This is a genomic window from Ruegeria sp. G12 (assembly GCF_056533565.1).
Genome location: NZ_JBQFOO010000009.1, coordinates 173,561 through 190,900, shown reverse-complemented (window position 1 = coordinate 190,900; position 17,340 = coordinate 173,561). Strand labels below are relative to the sequence as shown.

General features: G+C 60.2%; 19 protein-coding genes. 8 read left to right on the top strand and 11 right to left on the bottom strand.

Annotated elements, in window-relative coordinates:
* From ACR0JN_RS19115 to parC, 3 genes are all read right to left on the bottom strand, one after another.
* On the bottom strand, positions 1-91 hold a 91-nt coding region (locus ACR0JN_RS19115), incomplete at its 3' end, for a GTP-binding protein (RefSeq protein ID WP_215675807.1).
* A 116-nt stretch (positions 92-207) separates the two neighbouring features.
* On the bottom strand, positions 208-798 hold the full coding sequence (locus ACR0JN_RS19110; RefSeq protein WP_480612386.1) for a hypothetical protein: 591 nt from the start codon (positions 796-798) through the stop codon (positions 208-210).
* 99 nt (positions 799-897) lie between these two features.
* Positions 898-3,246: a DNA topoisomerase IV subunit A gene (gene parC / locus ACR0JN_RS19105; protein ID WP_480888067.1), complete on the bottom strand. Its 2,349-nt coding sequence runs from the start codon at positions 3,244-3,246 to the stop codon at positions 898-900.
* A 200-nt stretch (positions 3,247-3,446) separates the two neighbouring features.
* Between parC and ACR0JN_RS19100 the strand changes: the two genes are divergently transcribed.
* From ACR0JN_RS19100 to ACR0JN_RS19075, 6 genes are all read left to right on the top strand, one after another.
* A complete protein-coding gene (locus tag ACR0JN_RS19100; protein ID WP_480888065.1) occupies positions 3,447-4,076 on the top strand; it encodes an SH3 domain-containing protein in 630 nt (209 codons plus the stop codon).
* A gap of 69 nt (positions 4,077-4,145) precedes the next feature.
* Positions 4,146-4,973, top strand: a complete 828-nt coding sequence (locus tag ACR0JN_RS19095; RefSeq protein ID WP_480888063.1) for an SDR family NAD(P)-dependent oxidoreductase — start codon at positions 4,146-4,148, stop codon at positions 4,971-4,973.
* 77 nt (positions 4,974-5,050) lie between these two features.
* Entirely contained in the window at positions 5,051-5,254 is a 204-nt protein-coding gene (locus tag ACR0JN_RS19090) for a twin transmembrane helix small protein (protein WP_480818177.1), read from the top strand.
* Positions 5,255-5,827 carry a cob(I)yrinic acid a,c-diamide adenosyltransferase gene (locus ACR0JN_RS19085; protein WP_480888060.1) on the top strand — a complete coding sequence of 191 codons (573 nt, stop codon included), beginning with the start codon at positions 5,255-5,257 and terminating at the stop codon, positions 5,825-5,827.
* A 183-nt stretch (positions 5,828-6,010) separates the two neighbouring features.
* Positions 6,011-6,769, top strand: coding sequence for an electron transfer flavoprotein subunit beta/FixA family protein (locus ACR0JN_RS19080; RefSeq protein ID WP_171096053.1), 759 nt, complete (start codon positions 6,011-6,013; stop codon positions 6,767-6,769).
* A complete protein-coding gene (locus tag ACR0JN_RS19075) occupies positions 6,769-7,698 on the top strand; it encodes an electron transfer flavoprotein subunit alpha/FixB family protein (RefSeq protein ID WP_480888058.1) in 930 nt (309 codons plus the stop codon). Before ACR0JN_RS19080 ends, ACR0JN_RS19075 begins: the two co-directional genes overlap by 1 nt.
* A 60-nt stretch (positions 7,699-7,758) precedes the next feature.
* Here the strand turns inward: ACR0JN_RS19075 and ACR0JN_RS19070 are convergent, their stop codons facing one another.
* Positions 7,759-8,586: a DUF6473 family protein gene (locus ACR0JN_RS19070; protein WP_480888054.1), complete on the bottom strand. Its 828-nt coding sequence runs from the start codon at positions 8,584-8,586 to the stop codon at positions 7,759-7,761.
* Between the two features lie 159 nt (positions 8,587-8,745).
* Here ACR0JN_RS19070 and ACR0JN_RS19065 point away from each other — a divergent pair, with 159 nt between their 5' ends.
* Positions 8,746-9,621 carry a 3-hydroxybutyryl-CoA dehydrogenase gene (locus ACR0JN_RS19065; RefSeq protein WP_480818182.1) on the top strand — a complete coding sequence of 292 codons (876 nt, stop codon included), beginning with the start codon at positions 8,746-8,748 and terminating at the stop codon, positions 9,619-9,621.
* A 74-nt stretch (positions 9,622-9,695) separates the two neighbouring features.
* Here ACR0JN_RS19065 and ACR0JN_RS19060 read toward each other — a convergent pair whose 3' ends face one another.
* From ACR0JN_RS19060 to ACR0JN_RS19030, 7 genes are all read right to left on the bottom strand, one after another.
* Positions 9,696-10,559, bottom strand: coding sequence for a lysophospholipid acyltransferase family protein (locus ACR0JN_RS19060; protein WP_480888050.1), 864 nt, complete (start codon positions 10,557-10,559; stop codon positions 9,696-9,698).
* Between the two features lie 75 nt (positions 10,560-10,634).
* Positions 10,635-10,904: an HPr family phosphocarrier protein gene (locus ACR0JN_RS19055; protein WP_480818184.1), complete on the bottom strand. Its 270-nt coding sequence runs from the start codon at positions 10,902-10,904 to the stop codon at positions 10,635-10,637.
* 16 nt (positions 10,905-10,920) lie between these two features.
* Positions 10,921-11,313 carry a PTS sugar transporter subunit IIA gene (locus ACR0JN_RS19050; protein WP_480888046.1) on the bottom strand — a complete coding sequence of 131 codons (393 nt, stop codon included), beginning with the start codon at positions 11,311-11,313 and terminating at the stop codon, positions 10,921-10,923.
* Positions 11,310-12,191 carry an RNase adapter RapZ gene (gene rapZ, locus ACR0JN_RS19045; protein ID WP_480888042.1) on the bottom strand — a complete coding sequence of 294 codons (882 nt, stop codon included), beginning with the start codon at positions 12,189-12,191 and terminating at the stop codon, positions 11,310-11,312. Before rapZ ends, ACR0JN_RS19050 begins: the two co-directional genes overlap by 4 nt.
* Entirely contained in the window at positions 12,188-12,658 is a 471-nt protein-coding gene (locus tag ACR0JN_RS19040) for an HPr kinase/phosphorylase (RefSeq protein ID WP_480888040.1), read from the bottom strand. Before ACR0JN_RS19040 ends, rapZ begins: the two co-directional genes overlap by 4 nt.
* 4 nt (positions 12,659-12,662) lie before the next feature.
* Positions 12,663-14,381: an ATP-binding protein gene (locus tag ACR0JN_RS19035; RefSeq protein WP_480888038.1), complete on the bottom strand. Its 1,719-nt coding sequence runs from the start codon at positions 14,379-14,381 to the stop codon at positions 12,663-12,665.
* 32 nt (positions 14,382-14,413) lie between these two features.
* A complete protein-coding gene (locus ACR0JN_RS19030) occupies positions 14,414-15,118 on the bottom strand; it encodes a response regulator transcription factor (protein WP_480818189.1) in 705 nt (234 codons plus the stop codon).
* 340 nt (positions 15,119-15,458) lie between these two features.
* Here ACR0JN_RS19030 and ACR0JN_RS19025 point away from each other — a divergent pair, with 340 nt between their 5' ends.
* A complete protein-coding gene (locus tag ACR0JN_RS19025) occupies positions 15,459-17,057 on the top strand; it encodes a phosphoenolpyruvate carboxykinase (protein ID WP_480888035.1) in 1,599 nt (532 codons plus the stop codon).
* The last annotated feature ends 283 nt before the right edge of the window (positions 17,058-17,340 follow it).

Sequence of the window (17,340 nt, the reverse complement as noted above, 5' to 3'; positions counted from 1 at the left end):
CTGCGGTCAGCGTCGTTTTACCATGGTCAACGTGGCCAATCGTGCCGATGTTGACGTGCGGTTTTGTACGCTCAAACTTTTCCTTTGCCATTCCTCAGGCGCCCTTTTGCGATTTGGGGGACCCTTGGTCCCGTGGTTACATCTGCGCGCGCGAGATATTTGGTTCGCAGGGGAAAATCAAGCACATCCTGCGGGAAAAGCGGTTTGTTACGCTGGATTTTGCGTGACCTCGACGGAATCGAGCGGTTGGATCAGGTCAGGACGCCCGTCGAACCATCCATTGTCCTTATGTTCCTCGGCCAGCCACTCCTCGACCCGGTCGGCGACTTTCAGGGCCAGACCGCTCATCTGCTCTTCCTTGGTGCGGGTATTGCCCGATCCGGTCAGAGCGCTTTCACCGGTCGTGTCTTCCAGCACCTGAAACTGTTTGCCCTTGGCCAGAAACTCTTTCTTGTTCACGTCATAGACGTTGACCAGAACAATCGCAGTGCTTTTCGGATTGTAAATCACTGGAATGCCCGGAGGGGCCAGCATGTACCCTTCGAGGCTGATGCCAATGTCATATTCCTGCGCGCCCTCGTAGCGCCCCAGACGAATATCGACCGCATTCTGGATCGCATCGGTCCATTCGTCCGGCGTGGCATCGCGTGACACCGGCCCCTGAACGGCCTTGTCGGCGAAGGCATAGTTCACACGCAGTTTGAATTCGCCCAGACTTTCGGGCTCTTCATAAACTTGCGTCTGGGTACACGCGCCCATCAGGGCCAGCCCGGTGATCAGTGTCAGAATGCGCAGCATGTCTCTCGTCTCGATAGGCCTGTTTTTCTTTGATCTAGCGCACCGATACGGGGTGTGCCAAGCCGTATCGGCAGAAATTCACTTGGGCGCGGCGCTGGATCACGAGAATTTATAGCTGCGCGGGAAGCCGTAGGGGGCCTTTTTGCCAACGCCTGCACGCTTGGCCAGCCATTGGGACATATCCGCCTCGTGCCGGGTTTTGTCGCCGCCCATCGACCATTTCAGGCCCTCTTCCCAGTTGAAGGTGGTCACATCGGACAACCCGCCATCCAGTTCCAGCGTGCCCTGACGGCCCCGAGCCATATTGTATTTCTGCAGACGCACGCCCTTGCCCCGCGTCATCTCGGGCAATTCTTCGGTCGGGAAGACGAGGAACTTGCCGTTCTGCGAGACAACGGCCACGTGATCGCCTTCAACCGGCTTACAGATCATCGCGGTTTCGTCGCCCTTGACGTTCAGCACCTGTTTGCCGTTGCGGGTCTGGGCCAGCACCTCATCTTCGGGCACCATGAAGCCGTTGCCCGCATCCGAGGCCACCAGCAGCTTGCGCCCCGGCTTGTGGATCAGGATGTCGATGATCTGAGCCTCGTTCGGCAGGTCGACCATCAGACGCAGCGGCTCACCCATCCCACGCCCACCGGGCAGGTTGGCGGCGCTGACGGTGTAGAATCGACCATTCGAGGCAAAGACCAGCAAACGATCCGTGGTTTCTGCATGGAAGATGAACCGCGGGCCGTCGCCGTCCTTGAACTTCAGTTCGCGCTTCAGGTCGATGTGACCGGTCATAGCGCGGATCCAGCCCATCTGAGAGCAGACGACCGTGATCGGTTCCTTGTCGATCATCGCCTCAAGCGGCACTTCCTCGACCTGTCCGGCCTCGGCGAACCGCGTGCGGCGCGCGCCGCCTTCGTAGTCTTTGCCGAAGGTCTTCTTGGTCTCTTTCAACTGCTCGGCGATCTTGGCCCATTGCAGGGCCGGATCGGCCAGCAGGTCTTCGAGGTTGGCGCGTTCCAGCATCAACTCGTCACGTTCGCGGACCAGTTCCATCTCTTCCAGACGGCGCAAGGACCGCAGACGCATGTTGAGAATGGCGTCGACCTGAACCTCGGACAGCTCGCCTTCACCCGGTTTGGGCGTGATATAGTCGGATTCGTCCGTGGCACGCACATGATCGATGCCCCAATCTTCGCGCATCAGCGCGGCTTTGGGGTCGTCGTCATAGCGGATAATGTCAATCACGCGGTCGAGGTTGAGGAAGGCGACAATAAAGCCCTCCAACACCTCCAACCGGTGGTCGATCTTGGCCATCCGGTGACGCGAGCGGCGGATCAGGACCTCTTGCCGGTGATCAAGGAAGGCGCGCAGCACTTCCTTCATCGAGCAGACCTTGGGCGTCACGCCGTCGATCAGCACGTTCATGTTCAGGCTGAACCGCACCTCGAGGTCCGAGTTACGATAGAGCATGCCCATCAGAACCTCGGGGTCCACGTTCTTGGAACGCGGCTCAAGGATCAGACGAATGTCATCAGCGGATTCGTCGCGCACATCGGCGAGGATCGGGATTTTCTTGGTCTGGATCAGTTCCGCGATCTTTTCGATCAGCTTGGATTTCTGAACCTGATAGGGGATCTCGGTGACGACGATCTGCCACTGGCCGCGACCAAGATCCTCGACCTCGAACTTGCAGCGCAGACGGAAGGACCCGCGCCCGGTGCGATAGGCCTGCGCGATATTCTCGGGCGGCTCAACGATCACGCCGCCGGTCGGGAAATCCGGGCCGGGGACATAGTTCAGCAAAGTATCGTCGCGCGCATCCGGCGTCTTGATCAGATGCAGACAGGCATCGCAAAGCTCCGAGATATTGTGCGGCGGAATATTCGTCGCCATCCCAACTGCGATACCGCTGGCGCCATTCGCCAGCAGATTCGGGAATTGCGCGGGCAACACGACCGGCTCGGTCAGCGTGCCGTCGTAGTTGTCGCGGAAATCGACGGCGTCTTCGTTCAGACCTTCAAGCAGCGCCTCGGCCACGATGGTCATCCGCGCTTCGGTGTATCGCGAGGCCGCAGGGTTATCGCCGTCGATATTGCCGAAATTCCCCTGCCCGTCTACCAGCGGATAACGGACGTTGAAGTCCTGCGCCAGCCGCGCCATCGCGTCGTAGATCGCGGCGTCGCCATGCGGGTGATAGTTGCCCATCACGTCGCCGGAAATCTTTGCGGACTTCCGAAAACCTCCGGTTGCACTGAGTCGTAGCTCTCTCATCGCATAGAGGATTCGCCGGTGCACAGGCTTCAGCCCGTCCCGCGCATCGGGCAGCGCCCGGTGCATGATGGTGGACAGCGCATAGGTCAGGTAACGCTCACCTATGGCGCGGCGCAGCGGTTCGGCTACCTCGCCCCCGCCTTCGGGGGCCTCCATGTTGGGGTCGTCGATCGTATCGTTCATATATGATGTGGTACAACGCACGCGCGCCTTGGTAAAGCAACCGCGGCATATTTTGCTGGGGACAAGTCGCGCTTTTTGCAACAGGGGGAGGCAACCCCCGGATTTCCCCCATCTTTCGACTCGGCCCACAAATTATGCTAGGATTTCTTCAATTAAGTTGCTGCCTGTTTTTTGATGTTACGATTGCCGGGGGATGCGCCATGACGCGCCTGATACTAGTTACCTTTGCCGCACTTGGCTGGACCTTCTATGTAATGAGCGGGGGTCCCGATTTCGAGCCGCGCGGCGTGCGCGCCGAACAACCTGAACGCGTGGCCGTGGCACCCAAACCTGCCCCAAAACCTGTGGTCGAGGCCCCGGTGGAACAGCTTGTGACCCGCGTGGCTTTGCAACCTTCGGATATTGCTCCGCCCCAGACCCCAGTCGAACCTGTCCTTGGGGAAGAGGAAACCAAAGCGCTGCTGTCGCAAGTCGCCGCAGGGCTCAGGGCGAACCCGTCCCTGTTCGATGACCAAAGCGTAACCCTGACGCTGGCGTCGCTGGAACAAGGCGTGGCCGGGCTGCAGCAGGTCGTAACGGATGTGGAGCCTGAACCGGCCGCGATTCCAGCCCAGCCGGAACCCGAGAAGGATATCCGCGAAATCTCGGGCACTCGCGTGAACATGCGCGACGGCCCCGGCACGATCTATCCGATCATCGGCAAGGCCATCATCGGCCAGAAGGTCGAAATCCTCAGCGAATCCGGCACCGGCTGGTTGCGCCTGCGCGTGGTACCCACGCAACAGATCGGTTGGATTTCGGCCTCACTTGTTCGGAAAACCAACAACTAGAACCTGCATGTCATTGCTCTGCCGCATTCCTGACCATAGCTATGGGCGCAGGACAAGGTCGGGGATGACATGCAGAAATCAATTCTCATTACAGGTTGTTCCTCGGGCATAGGTCTGGACGCCGCACACGGTATGCGTGCGCGCGGCTGGCGGGTTTTTGCCTCCTGCCGCCAGCAGCGAGACTGTGACCGGCTGCGGGCGCAAGGGTTCGAAAGCCCCCGAATCGACTATACCGACGCGGCGACCATCACGTCCGGCCTGGCCGAGGTGATCGAAGCCACAGGCGGCACTTTGGACGCGGTGTTCAACAACGGCGCGCACGGGCTGCCCGGCGCGGTCGAGGACCTACCCACCGACGGCCTGCGCCAGATTTTCGAGGCGAATTTCTTTGGCTGGCACGAACTGACCCGGCAGATCATCCCAATCATGCGGGCGCAGGGGCACGGGCGAATCGTCCAGAACTCTTCGGTGCTGGGGCTGGTGGCGATTCCGTGGCGCGGGGCCTATGTGGCCACAAAATACGCGGTCGAGGGGCTGACGGATACACTGCGGATGGAGTTGCGGGACACGGATATCAAGGTCATCCTGATCGAACCCGGCCCGGTTACATCGAAAATCCGCGTGAACTCGATCCCCATGTTCGAACGGTTCATCGACTGGAAGAACTCGGCCCTGCGCGAGAAATACGAGGCCGGTTTGCTGAAACGGCTCTACGAATCCTCGGGGCCCGACCGGTTCGAACTGCCAGCCTCGGCGGTGACGGCAAAGCTGGCCCATGCGGTCGAATCCCGCAGACCCCGGGCGCGGTACTACGTGACGACCCCCACCTATATCGCCGGATATCTGCGCCGCGTCCTGTCCACCCGCGCGATTGATCGCATCCTGTCGGCGGACTGAGTTAAAAAACCTGTTCGCTTTTGGCGCGACAAAGGCTAGATCAGGCCAATCGCAAATAACACACAGACGGTGAGTTCATGGACCTTTTGATGGTCGTTTTGCTTCTGGCCATGGCGGCAGTGGTCGTTGTGCTGACCCTGGGCATCGCCAATTTCGGCAAGGGCGGCATGGAAGCTGCCAAGAAAAGCAACAAGATGATGCGGCTGCGTATCCTGTTTCAGTTCGTCGCCGTCGTGCTGATCGTTCTTTTCGTCTGGCTGCGCGGGCAAGGAGTGCAATAGATGGTCGTACTGAACAAGATTTACACCCGCACCGGCGATGACGGCAAAACCGCCCTGGGCAATGGCGAGCGTGTCGCCAAGTATTCCGGCCGTGTGGCGGCCTATGGAACGGTGGACGAGTTGAATTCCTTCGTCGGCGTTGCCCGAACCGAGGCCGATGGCGAGACCGACGCCGCCCTCGCCCGCATCCAGAACGACCTGTTCGATCTGGGCGCAGACTTCTGCCGCCCCGACATGGAAAAAGATGCCGAGGCCGACTATCCGCCCCTGCGCATCGCGCCCGCTCAGATCGACCGGCTCGAGGCCGAGATCGACGCGATGAACGCCGATCTGGAACCGCTGCGCAGTTTCATCCTGCCCGGCGGCTCGCGTCTGGCGGCGCATCTGCATGTCTGCAGAACGGTCTCGCGCCGGGCCGAGCGGCTGGCGGTTGAGCTGACCAATATGGAGCCGGTGAACGCGGTGGCGGTGAAATACCTCAACCGTCTGAGCGACTGGTTCTTTGTCGCCGCGCGCTGCGCCAACAACGGCGGCAAGGACGATGTTTTGTGGATTCCGGGCGCCAACCGCTAAGCGCCCGTTCTCCGCATCCCGACGCAGCACTTCCGCACGCTGAAAAAAGCACAAAACGCGACGTCCCAAGTGCATGACGTGACGATTTTGCCCTGTTGTCGTGCGACCTGAGACGCTATTCAGTCCCCCGAGAGCATTGGTGGGCTTCGCGGCTTACCGTTTTTTGTGAGGAGCAAGCGCAATATGAAGGTACTCGTGCCTGTCAAACGCGTGATCGACTATAACGTGAAGGTCCGCGTCAAGGCGGACGGCAGCGGTGTCGATCTCGCCAATGTCAAAATGTCGATGAACCCCTTCGACGAAATCGCCGTAGAAGAGGCGATCCGCCTGAAAGAAGCGGGCAAAGCGGACGAAGTCGTTGCCGTTTCGATTGGCGTAAAGCAGGCGCAGGAAACCCTGCGGACCGCGCTGGCCATGGGTGCGGACCGTGCGATTCTGGTGGTTGCCGCTGATGACGTCCACACTGATATCGAACCGCTGGCCGTTGCCAAAATCCTCGCCAAAGTTGTTGAAGAGGAACAGCCGGGCATCGTTCTGGCTGGCAAACAGGCGATCGACAACGACATGAATGCCACCGGTCAGATGCTGTCGGCCCTGCTGGGCTGGTCCCAGGGTACCTTCGCGTCCGAACTGGACATCGAAGGCGACAGCGCCAAGATCACTCGCGAAGTGGATGGTGGTCTGCAGACCATCAGCGTCAAGATGCCGACCATCGTGACTGTTGACCTGCGCCTGAACGAGCCGCGCTATGCCTCGCTGCCCAACATCATGAAGGCGAAGAAAAAGCCGCTGGATGAGAAAACCGCCGCCGACTACGGCGTTGACGTCACTCCGCGTCTTGAGATTGTCAAAACCGACGAGCCGCCCGCGCGCGCTGCCGGTATCGTGGTGGGCTCGGTTGACGAGCTGGTCGAGAAACTCAAAGAAGCGGGGGCTGTGTAATGGCTGTTCTTCTTCTCGCTGAAGTCAACAATGGTGAGCTGTCGCTGGACGCCACCGCTAAGGCTGTCAACGCTGCAAAAGCTCTGGGCGACGTGACTGTTCTGGCCGCAGGCGGTTCCGCCGCTGCTGCTGGTGAGGCCGCCGCCAAGATCGATGGCGTTGCCAAGGTTCTGGTCGCCGAGGATGCCTCGCTGGGTCATCGCCTTGCGGAATCGACCGCAGCGCTGATCGTGTCGCTGGCCGACGGCTATGAGCACATCGTGGCCCCGGCAACCACCGACGCCAAGAACGTGATGCCGCGCGTTGCTGCGCTGCTGGACGTGATGGTGATCTCGGATGCGTCCGGTGTTGTGGATGGCTCGACCTTCGAGCGCCCGATCTATGCGGGCAACGCGATCCAGACCGTGAAATCGAACGACGCCAAGAAGGTTGTCACCCTGCGGACTGCCAGCTTTGATGCTGCGGGCGAAGGCGGTTCGGCCCCGGTTGAGACCATCTCGGTTCCGGGTTCCGAAGGCCTGTCGGAGTGGGTCGAGGACAAGGTGGCGGAAAGCGACCGTCCTGAACTGACCTCGGCTGGCGTTGTTGTTTCGGGCGGCCGTGGTGTCGGTTCGGAAGAGGACTTCAAACTGATCGAAACGCTGGCCGACAAGCTGGGCGCGGCGGTTGGTGCCTCGCGTGCTGCGGTCGACTCGGGCTATGCCCCGAACGATTGGCAGGTGGGTCAGACCGGTAAGGTTGTTGCCCCCGATCTGTACGTCGCTGTCGGCATCTCGGGCGCGATCCAGCACCTTGCGGGGATGAAGGACTCGAAGGTCATCGTTGCGATCAACAAGGACGAAGAAGCGCCGATTTTCCAGGTTGCCGATTTCGGACTGGTCGCAGACCTTTTCCAGGCGGTGCCGGAACTGACCGAGAAACTCGGCTGATCACAGCCTGAGATTTTTCGTCGGAAAATCTAGGAACGGCCCGCCAACAGGCGGGCCTTTTCAATTCAGATCGCTGATCGCAGTATGTAATGCATCCGCGATCCGGCGGTGCGAGGCTGGTCCGATCATGTGCTCAGCCATGGGCTGCTGCAGGGTTCCGAACAGTAAATCCTCGATCTCATCCGAGTCGCCGGACATCCGCACGCTCAGGTCAACGATCCCGGCGCAAAGCGGCCTCAAACCCTCGACCATATCGGCCCCGACAAAAACCGGATCACAGCCGAGCGGGCCGCCATATTCAGTCGCAATCTCACCATCCACGCGCAGCCACAGCAGAATGACCGGCGGTTCGATCTGTTGTAGAAACCGCACCATCGTCCGGGTCCATTGCTGGCGCAATTCCTGTGCCACGACCTCATACCGTGCATCGGAACATGCGTGCAGCCGCCCCAGCAGGTGGCGGACAAAATGCACGTCTGTGAAGTCCAGATCCGGGTATAGGGCGACCAGATCCTCCGTCGGTGCGAGGAAGCGGTCGTTGCGGCACGGGTGCACTTTGTAGAACCGATTCGACTGCCCCAGCGCACCCGGCACCTGCAACACGCACAGTTCGGCCGCATTGGCCATGTCCCGCAGATCAGCATCCTGCGACAGAGCCTCCAACCCACAGAAGAGGCTTCCGAAATTGACGCATTTGCGGTCCAGACGCTGTTCCAGAGAGGCCGGAAACGGTTGGTCAACGAAACGTCCAAACGTCTCATCCTCGCCCAGACAGGCCAGATAGGACCCGTCTAAGGATCGCTTCGGTCCGCGAAACTGCAGCTTTGATGCCCCGTAGCGGCACACATGGTCTTCGGGCAATCCCGCGCCCGTTTGATGATAGCTCATATCACTCACCCAATTTTCACTCGCTGCCATCCTGCCGCCTCAGGTCTTGAGAAAATGCTAATGTGCGCATTTGAAGCAAATCCAACCCAACCGAGTCCCTTGCCGCCCGCCCCGAACTGCCGGTAATGTCGCGGCAACCCAAGAACAAAGGCACTGAACATGGATGTAAAATCGGTCGGAGTGATTGGCGCGGGCCAGATGGGCAATGGCATCGCCCATGTTTTGGCGCTGGCGGATTATGACGTTCTGCTGAACGATGTCAGCCAGGACGCGCTGGACAGCGCCGTGACCACGATTGAAGGCAATCTGGCGCGTCAGGTGTCGCGGGGGAAAATCTCGGAAGAGGCCATGCAGGGGGCGTTGAAGCGGATCAGCACGACGCTGGAACTGCCGCAACTGGGGCAGACCGATCTGGTGATCGAAGCGGCGACCGAGCGCGAGGCGATCAAGCAAGCGATCTTTGAGGACCTGCAACCACATCTTCTGCCGCATACGATTTTGACCTCGAATACATCCTCGATCTCGATCACTCGTCTGGCCAGCCGGACGGACCGGCCCGAACGGTTCATGGGGTTCCACTTCATGAACCCGGTGCCGGTGATGCAATTGGTAGAACTGATTCGCGGTATCGCGACCGATGAACAGACATTCAGCACCTGCAAAGCCGTGGTGGATCGGCTGGGCAAGACCGCCGCCAGCGCCGAGGATTTTCCGGCTTTCATCGTGAACCGCATTCTGATGCCGATGATCAATGAGGCTGTCTATACCCTGTACGAGGGCGTGGGCAGCGTGCAGTCCATTGACCAGTCTATGAAGCTGGGGGCCAATCACCCCATGGGGCCGCTGGAATTGGCGGATTTCATCGGGTTGGACACCTGTCTGGCGATCATGAACGTTCTGCATGATGGGCTGGCGGATACCAAATACCGACCCTGCCCGCTGCTGACCAAATATGTCGAAGCCGGATGGCTGGGCCGTAAGACCGAACGCGGGTTTTATGATTATCGCGGTGAGGTTCCGGTTCCGACACGGTAAAGGGGGCCAGCCCCCTCGCCCGGATTTTATCCGGGCTCACCCCCGGGATATTTTTGGCCAGATGAAGTTCCGGATCAGGCGTTGGGTGTCCGGCCCAGCGCCATCGTGCGCTTTCTGAGCCAGGCCATGAAGCCGCGCGGGTCGCGTTCCAGCAATTGCATGTCCTCGTCCGAGACCGGCTGGCCGATCACCGGAGATTGCGGCTTGTTGCAGGAGCGGACGATCTCGTGCAGCAGCAGGCCCTGCCGAAGGATCGCAGACAGTTTGTTGGCGATCTGATAGGCACGCGAGTTGCGGCCCGGGAAGAAGATCGGCACCACCTGCGCGCCCGAACGGCGGATCATTTTGGCGGTGAAGACATTCCACTCGCGCTCGATGGCCGGGCCGAACCAGTCATCCGACGACATCACCACGCCGGATGGGAAAAGGGCCACGACGCCGCCGTTTTTCAGATGCTCCATCGCCTTGCCGCGCATCTCTAGCATTTTGGCCTGCGCCTCGGGGTCATGCGGGAAGGGAACGGGGATCATGAACGAGGTCGCAGCCTCGTCCAGCCCGGTCAGGACCGAGCGGGTCAGGATGCGGTAGTCGCTGCGGACCCGTCCGATCAGTTCGGCCAGGATCATGCCGTCGACCATGCCGTGCGGGTGGTTTGCAACCACGACAACCGGGCCTTTCTTGGGAATGCGGTCGATCTGATCCTGCGGGGTTGTCAGGTCGATGCCCATGATATCCAGCGCGCCACGCCAGAACCTTTGGCCCCGATAGTATTCGTTCTTTTTCTCGAACTTGTTGACCATTCGCAGAATGGTCAGCTTGCCGGTGCACCATTCGATGGCGCGGATGGCCGTCGAGGTCCAGGCGTCGTCGAACGAGTTCGCATAGGTCAGGGTTCTACGGTCGTAGATCTCGCCCTGATCCGCGGTCCCATCCACCATCGGGCCTGTCTTGGTTTCGTGCGTCGTTTCCGCCAATTCCTGGTCTTCCCGTTCTTGCTGTCCCGGCGGGGCGGTTCAGAACCCCTCTCCGAACTTGTCGTTCACAAGAGCTTCCAGGGCTTCTGCCAATGCCTCAGCATCCGGCCCGGACGTCTCGACGTCAATAGTGGTTCCGCGCGAGGCTGCCAACATCAAAAGGCCCATGATACTGTCCCCTGAGGCAGAAAGTCCGTCTTTGGACACTTCAGCGCGGGCGTCAAAGCCTTCGACCAGTTCAACCAGCTTGGCCGAGGCGCGGGCGTGCAGACCCTTTTCGTTAATGATTTTCAGGCTTCGGCTGGTCATTTCAATCAATCCGGTCTTAATCCAATGTCACATTTTGCGCATTGATGTACTTCCGTCCAGCCTCCATTGCCCGGCGCACCGCATCGGCGACCGGCAGGTGGCGGCTTTTGGCCAATTTGATCAGCATCGGAAGATTTGCGCCATAAAGGATGCGCCGATCCTGCGGCGCGCAGGCCCGCAGGCTGAGATTCGACGGGCTGCCGCCAAACAGGTCGGTCACGATCACAACGCCGTCGCCCACGTCGACCTCATCGGCGGCGCGGCAGATTTCGGCCTGTTTTTCGTCGCGGTTGTGGTCGACCTCGATCGCGATGGCCTTCAGGCCGGGCTGCGGTCCGACCACATGCTGCATGGCGGACAGGTATTCCTGAGCCAACCCCCCATGCGCTACGATCACTATCCCGATCAATCCCGCCTCACATTCAACGCGCGTCGTTCCATTTCGCGATGCCTAATTGCCACCTGCTGCCCCCCCTCTGCAAGGGCTTTCGCAACCGCTTCGGCCATGGCGACGGATCGGTGCTGCCCGCCCGTGCAGCCGAACGCCACGGACAGGTGTGCTTTGCCTTCGGCGCGAAAGGCCGGCAGCAGAAGTGTCAGCAAATCCACGACACGGTCGAAAAACGGTGCGTAGTTCGTATCGGACTGTACATAGTGCGCCACATCCGGGTTTCGACCATCCGCTGCCCGCAATTCGGGCCGCCAGTAGGGGTTGGCCAGAAACCGGCAGTCAAACACCATGTCCAGACCGCGCGGCAGGCCGCGTTTGTACGAGAAGGATTCCACCGACACCGCCAAATGCCGACCGTCCTTGGGGGCGAACCAGCGTTCGACCTCTTCCCGCAACTGATGCACGTTCAGCGCGCTGGTGTCGATCAGGGTATCGGCAATCTCGCGGATCGGGGCCAGCAGTTCCTTTTCCTGCCGCACGCCGGTTTCCGGGCTTGAGTCGCGCGCCACCGGGTGCCGCCTGCGCGTTTCAGAGAATCGCCGCAGCAGCACATCGTCGCTGCAGTCGAGATAGAGCACCGTCAGATCGACCTGCGCCATGCGGCCCAGCTTGGCCGCCAGTTCAATGAACCCGATGGTCGAGAAATCCCGGTTGCGGGCGTCGATGCCAAGGGCCATCGGGCGGTCGCTTTCGGCCCCGTCCAGCAGTCGGGACAACAGGCCCATGGGCAGGTTGTCGATGGCCTCGAACCCCAAGTCTTCAAGGACATGGATCGCCGTGGACCGGCCAGCGCCCGAGGGGCCAGTCACCAGAACGATGCGCCGTTGCGAAGTCATGTGCCGGGCCAATCCGTGGTCACGCGTCCCATCCTGAGCAGTTGGATCAAAGCTTCCGCCAAATTGGGCAGGTCGGCCCCGCGAAGCAAGGGAACAGATTGCCTCAGCACCCGCATCGTTTCCGGTTCCGGCAGGCGGGCTGTTTCGACCTGATCCAGATCGACGACATAGGCCAGCGGTGAGGGGCCGCAAGGCGTGGCCCGCAGCAGGCCGATACCGCGCGCCTCGATCAGGCCCGAGATCTGCGGAACAGGCTCGGCGATGACTTGATCGGAGTCCATGTGCAGATTGACCCTGTCATCCGCGACCAGACCTGCCCCCAGCGCCATCATACGCAGACCAAGACCGGATTTGCCGGACCCCGAGGCCCCAACGATCAGAAGCCCCTTGCCATCGACGGCAACGCAAGTTGCATGAACACAGGCACTGTCCTGATTCAACGCATCTGACAGGGCCGCTATGGTCATGATGTCAGACTGGCAGCCCCACGACAAAACGCGCGCCCAGCGGGTCTGATGTGATGTCCGCCTCGGACGGGCGGATATTCTCGGCCCAGATCACGCCGCCATGGGCCTCGACGATCTGTTTCGAAATGGCCAGACCCAGGCCCGAGTTGTTCCCGAAATGCTCGGCGGGGCGCTGCGAATAGAAGCGTTTGAACACTTTGGTTAGCGATTCTTCGGGGATACCGGGGCCGGTGTCTTCGACCACCACCAGCACGCGGTTGTCTCGCTTGCGGACCCAAACCCGGATCGCATCGCTTTCCTCGCAGAAGGAAATCGCGTTGGTGATCAGGTTGACAAAGACCTGCGCCAGACGGGCCTCCAGCCCATTGACCACGATGGGATCGCTTGGCAGGTCGGTGATGTAATCGATGCCTTTGGACCGGGCATCCTCACCCAGGAACTGGCCGATATTGCCCAGCAGTTTCAACAAGTCGAAGGGCTGTTCTTCCTCTTTCACCAGTTCCGCGTCCAGACGCGAGGCATTCGAGATATCGCTGACCAGACGGTCCAGACGCTTCACGTCATGCTCGATCACACCCAGCAGCTTTTCACGCTGATCGTCGCGCTTGACCATCCGCAGGGTGCCGACCGCCGATTGCAGGCTGGCCAGCGGGTTCTTAATCTCATGCGCCACGTCGGCGGCGAATTGTTCGTTTGCGTCGATCCGGTTGTAAAGCGCGGTCACCATCCCGCGCAGGGCCTGGCTGAGGCGTCCGATCTCATCCGGGCGCGCGCTCAGATCGGGGATGCGGATGCGGCCGGGATTGACCCCAGTGCCCCGGTCCTTGCCCATTTCGGCAGCGGCGGCCAGATCGGCCAGCGGGTTGGCGATGGTCGAGGCCAGTACAAGGCTGAGACCGATGGACACCAGCAGCGCCACAACGAACATCTGCAGCACACGCTCCTGTTCGCGCCGCGCCAAAGCGTCAATCTCACCGGCGGGCCCGGTAATGGCGACCGCTCCGGCGGGAATACCCTCGTACAGGATCGGCGCGGCGGCGACGATTACGGTATCGCCTGCTTCGTCCGACACCGCCTGCACTTGATTCTGGCCCTGCAACGCGGTCGGAACAATGGTCTGAACACGCTGTGCGAGGGTCGGTGCCTCAACCTCGGGTGACCAATTGATGATGCGGGACAGGCCAGTCCAGACGGCGTTCAAGGTATCGCTGATCACCGTGCTGCCGGTCTGGATATCCGCGTCCGAGCGCAGCAACACAGGCAGTTCCGATGGCGGAGACGCCCCGCGCGTCCAACCGATCAAGGTACCACTGGAATCGTAGACGAACACTTCGCCGCCTTTGGGCAGGCTGAGGCCCGCCAGGGTGTCCTTGACGTCCAGATCCGAGGCATCGCGCGGGTTCTGTGCGCTTCCCTGCCGCAACTGAGTCTCAAACACGTTGCTGACCAATTGCGCGTCTCCCATCAGGTTGCGCGCCGTCTGCTGAACCTGTTCCTTGCGGGTGTCGTTCAGATAGAGCAACCCGGTCACAAGAATGACCAGGGCGATCAGGTTGAAGGTGATGATCTTGCGCGCCAGCGGCGAGCCGCGCAGGGAAAACAGGTTCCGGCGGGATCGCTTATGCTGCAGTTCTTCCGAATCGAGGTCCTGCGGGATAACCCAGTCATCCCCCAGAACGACGTCACCGTCGCGCAATTCATCGGTTCGTTCAGTGTCGCGCACGGAACCCCATTACCTCTTGTAGACGGCCAGGCCTATTCTTCGTTGTATCTGTACCCGATCCCGTAAAGGGTTTCGATGGCCGAAAACTCAGAGTCTGCTGCACGCATCTTCTTGCGCAGGCGTTTGATGTGGCTGTCGATCGTGCGGTCGTCCACGTAGACCTGATCGTCATAGGCCACATCCATCAGCTGATCGCGGCTTTTGACAAAGCCCGGACGCTGGGCCAGCGCCTGCAGCAACAGGAACTCGGTCACGGTCAGAGACACATCCGTCCCTTTCCAGCTGACCGCATGGCGCAGCGGGTCCATCCGCAATTCCCCACGTTCCATTACCTTGGTATCGCCGGTATTAGCAGCGGTCGCATCGCCGCTTGTGGCCTCTTGCCGGCGCAGCAACGCACGGATGCGTTCCACCAGCAAACGTTGGGAAAACGGCTTTTTTACATAGTCATCCGCGCCCATGCGCAGGCCCAGAACCTCGTCGATCTCATCATCTTTCGAGGTCAGGAAAATTACCGGCATCTGCGTTTTCTGGCGCAGCCGCTGCAGCAAATCCATGCCGTCCATACGCGGCATCTTGATATCCAGCACGGCCATATCCGGAAGCTTCTTGTTGAACGCGTCCAGAGCGGCCTGCCCGTCATTATATGTTTCGACCTCGAAACCTTCGGCTTCAAGCGTCATGGACACGGACGTCAGAATGTTTCTGTCGTCGTCCACCAGTGCAATCTTCGACATCGGGTTCACCCCTATTCCTGCTCACTCGCGCAATAATACGCTTTTTTGTAAGACATTGTTGGCGTTTTTGATCTACCGAATCAATCCGTAACCACGAATCGTGCCATTCTTGCGGCAGGTATGCGGCAAAATTGCCTTGCCCCGCCCGAATTGTTGCCCTGAATTACGGCAGGCAATTCGTGATGGCGCTAAACCTGTGCTTGGTTGCGCTAACTCGCCAAACCCACCTGTTCATGCCCCAAAATACCATGATAAGAGGCGCTTGACCGCCGGGCTTATCCCGGCATCTGCCCATGGCGCATCCGGCCCAAGGCCCGCGCCACCACAGGAGAAGACACACATGACATCTGGACGGGTTAACCCGCAATTCCGCCTCGAAGATCAGGGCATCGAGGGTCTGGGACATGTCTATTACAACTTCATGGAACCGGCGCTGATCGAAGAGGCGCTGAAGCGTGGCGAAGGCACCCTTGGCAATGGCGGTGCGTTTCTGGTCACCACCGGCAAGTTCACGGGCCGGTCCCCAAAGGACAAGCACGTCGTCAAAACCGACAGCGTGGCCGACAGCATATGGTGGGAAAACAACGCCGCCATGAGCCCCGAAGGGTTTGACGCGCTTTACCAAGATATGCTGGCCCATATGAAGGGCCGCGACTATTTCGTGCAGGACCTCGTCGGCGGGGCCGATCCCAGCTATTCGATCAACGTGCGCATGGTCACGGAATTGGCCTGGCACAACCTGTTCATCCGCCACCTGCTGCGCAGCCCTGATCGTGAGGATCTGGACGATTTCACCGCAGATTTCACGGTCATCAACTGCCCCAGCTTCAAGGCCGACCCGGCCAAGCACGGCTGCAGGTCCGAAACGGTGATCGCGCTGAACTTTGACCGCAAGCTGATCCTGATCGGCGGCACCGAATATGCAGGCGAGAATAAGAAATCCGTCTTTACCCTGCTGAACTACATGCTGCCCGAGAAGGGCGTGATGCCGATGCACTGCTCGGCCAACCACGCCGTGGGCAACCCGGTCGACACCGCCGTCTTCTTCGGCCTGTCGGGCACCGGCAAAACCACCCTGTCCGCTGACCCCGCGCGGGTTCTGATCGGCGATGATGAACACGGCTGGTCGGATCGCGGCACCTTCAATTTTGAGGGCGGCTGTTATGCCAAGACGATCAACCTCAACGCCGAGGCCGAGCCGGAAATATACGCCACCACCACCAAGTTCGGCACTGTAATCGAGAACATGGTCTTCGACCCGGAAACCAAAGAACTGGATTTCAACGACGACTCGCTGACCGCGAACATGCGCTGCGCTTATCCGTTGGAATATATCTCGAACGCGTCGAAATCGGCCTTGGGCGGGCATCCCAAGAACATCATCATGCTGACTTGCGATGCGTTCGGCGTGCTGCCTCCGATCGCGCGGCTGACGCCAGCGCAGGCGATGTATCACTTCCTGTCGGGCTTTACCTCGAAGGTCGCAGGCACCGAGCGTGGCGTGACGGAACCGCAGCCCACCTTCTCGACCTGCTTCGGCGCGCCGTTCATGCCGCGCCGTCCCGAGGCCTATGGCAACCTGCTGCGCGACAAGATCGCCCAGCATGGCGCCACCTGCTGGCTGGTCAACACCGGCTGGACCGGTGGCGCTTATGGCGTGGGCAGCCGGATGCCGATCAAGGCCACGCGCGCCCTGCTGACCGCCGCGCTGGAGGGCTCGCTGGCGGATGCCGAATTCCGCAAAGATGCGAATTTCGGCTTTGACGTCCCGGTCTCGGTTCCCGGCGTCCCCGAGGTTCTGCTGGACCCGCGCCGCACATGGGATGACCAAAGCGCCTTTGACAAACAGGCGGAAAAACTGGTGCAGATGTTTGCCGAGAATTTCGAGCAATACGTCCCGTTCATTGACGAGGACATCAAAGCCGTCGCGATCGGCTAAACTTAAGCTAAGGGGCGTTCGCGCCCCTTTTTCTTGCCGGGTAGATGTGTCCCTTCTGATCCTCTGAGAGTTGCGAAATTAACGGGCCAGTTACAAATGCATTGCCCAATACCACAACATAAGGTAGGTCTGCTGCCTATTAGACTGAATAAGCCCGGCGCTGACGCACCGGGCCAAAATTGAAAATACCTATGGGCGGCTCACGCACACACACTCACGTTGGCGAAATGAGCAACCTAATCAGACGTGTAGTCTATAAGTATGGGGATATGTGTCAATATGG

What these genes read in the sequence shown, in the direction of transcription:
- ACR0JN_RS19065 (WP_480818182.1), top strand. Translation starts at nt 8,746, where the DNA reads ATGGATGTAAAATCGGTCGGAGTGATTGGCGCGGGCCAGATGGGCAAT.
- ACR0JN_RS19095 (WP_480888063.1), top strand. Translation starts at nt 4,146, where the DNA reads ATGCAGAAATCAATTCTCATTACAGGTTGTTCCTCGGGCATAGGTCTG.
- ACR0JN_RS19040 (WP_480888040.1), bottom strand. Translation starts at nt 12,658, where the DNA reads ATGACCATAGCGGCCCTGTCAGATGCGTTGAATCAGGACAGTGCCTGT.
- ACR0JN_RS19075 (WP_480888058.1), top strand. Translation starts at nt 6,769, where the DNA reads ATGGCTGTTCTTCTTCTCGCTGAAGTCAACAATGGTGAGCTGTCGCTG.
- ACR0JN_RS19085 (WP_480888060.1), top strand. Translation starts at nt 5,255, where the DNA reads ATGGTCGTACTGAACAAGATTTACACCCGCACCGGCGATGACGGCAAA.
- ACR0JN_RS19110 (WP_480612386.1), bottom strand. Translation starts at nt 798, where the DNA reads ATGCTGCGCATTCTGACACTGATCACCGGGCTGGCCCTGATGGGCGCG.
- ACR0JN_RS19090 (WP_480818177.1), top strand. Translation starts at nt 5,051, where the DNA reads ATGGACCTTTTGATGGTCGTTTTGCTTCTGGCCATGGCGGCAGTGGTC.
- ACR0JN_RS19055 (WP_480818184.1), bottom strand. Translation starts at nt 10,904, where the DNA reads ATGACCAGCCGAAGCCTGAAAATCATTAACGAAAAGGGTCTGCACGCC.
- ACR0JN_RS19100 (WP_480888065.1), top strand. Translation starts at nt 3,447, where the DNA reads ATGACGCGCCTGATACTAGTTACCTTTGCCGCACTTGGCTGGACCTTC.
- parC (WP_480888067.1), bottom strand. Translation starts at nt 3,246, where the DNA reads ATGAACGATACGATCGACGACCCCAACATGGAGGCCCCCGAAGGCGGG.
- ACR0JN_RS19025 (WP_480888035.1), top strand. Translation starts at nt 15,459, where the DNA reads ATGACATCTGGACGGGTTAACCCGCAATTCCGCCTCGAAGATCAGGGC.
- ACR0JN_RS19060 (WP_480888050.1), bottom strand. Translation starts at nt 10,559, where the DNA reads ATGGTGGATGGGACCGCGGATCAGGGCGAGATCTACGACCGTAGAACC.
- ACR0JN_RS19070 (WP_480888054.1), bottom strand. Translation starts at nt 8,586, where the DNA reads ATGAGCTATCATCAAACGGGCGCGGGATTGCCCGAAGACCATGTGTGC.
- ACR0JN_RS19030 (WP_480818189.1), bottom strand. Translation starts at nt 15,118, where the DNA reads ATGTCGAAGATTGCACTGGTGGACGACGACAGAAACATTCTGACGTCC.
- rapZ (WP_480888042.1), bottom strand. Translation starts at nt 12,191, where the DNA reads ATGACTTCGCAACGGCGCATCGTTCTGGTGACTGGCCCCTCGGGCGCT.
- ACR0JN_RS19080 (WP_171096053.1), top strand. Translation starts at nt 6,011, where the DNA reads ATGAAGGTACTCGTGCCTGTCAAACGCGTGATCGACTATAACGTGAAG.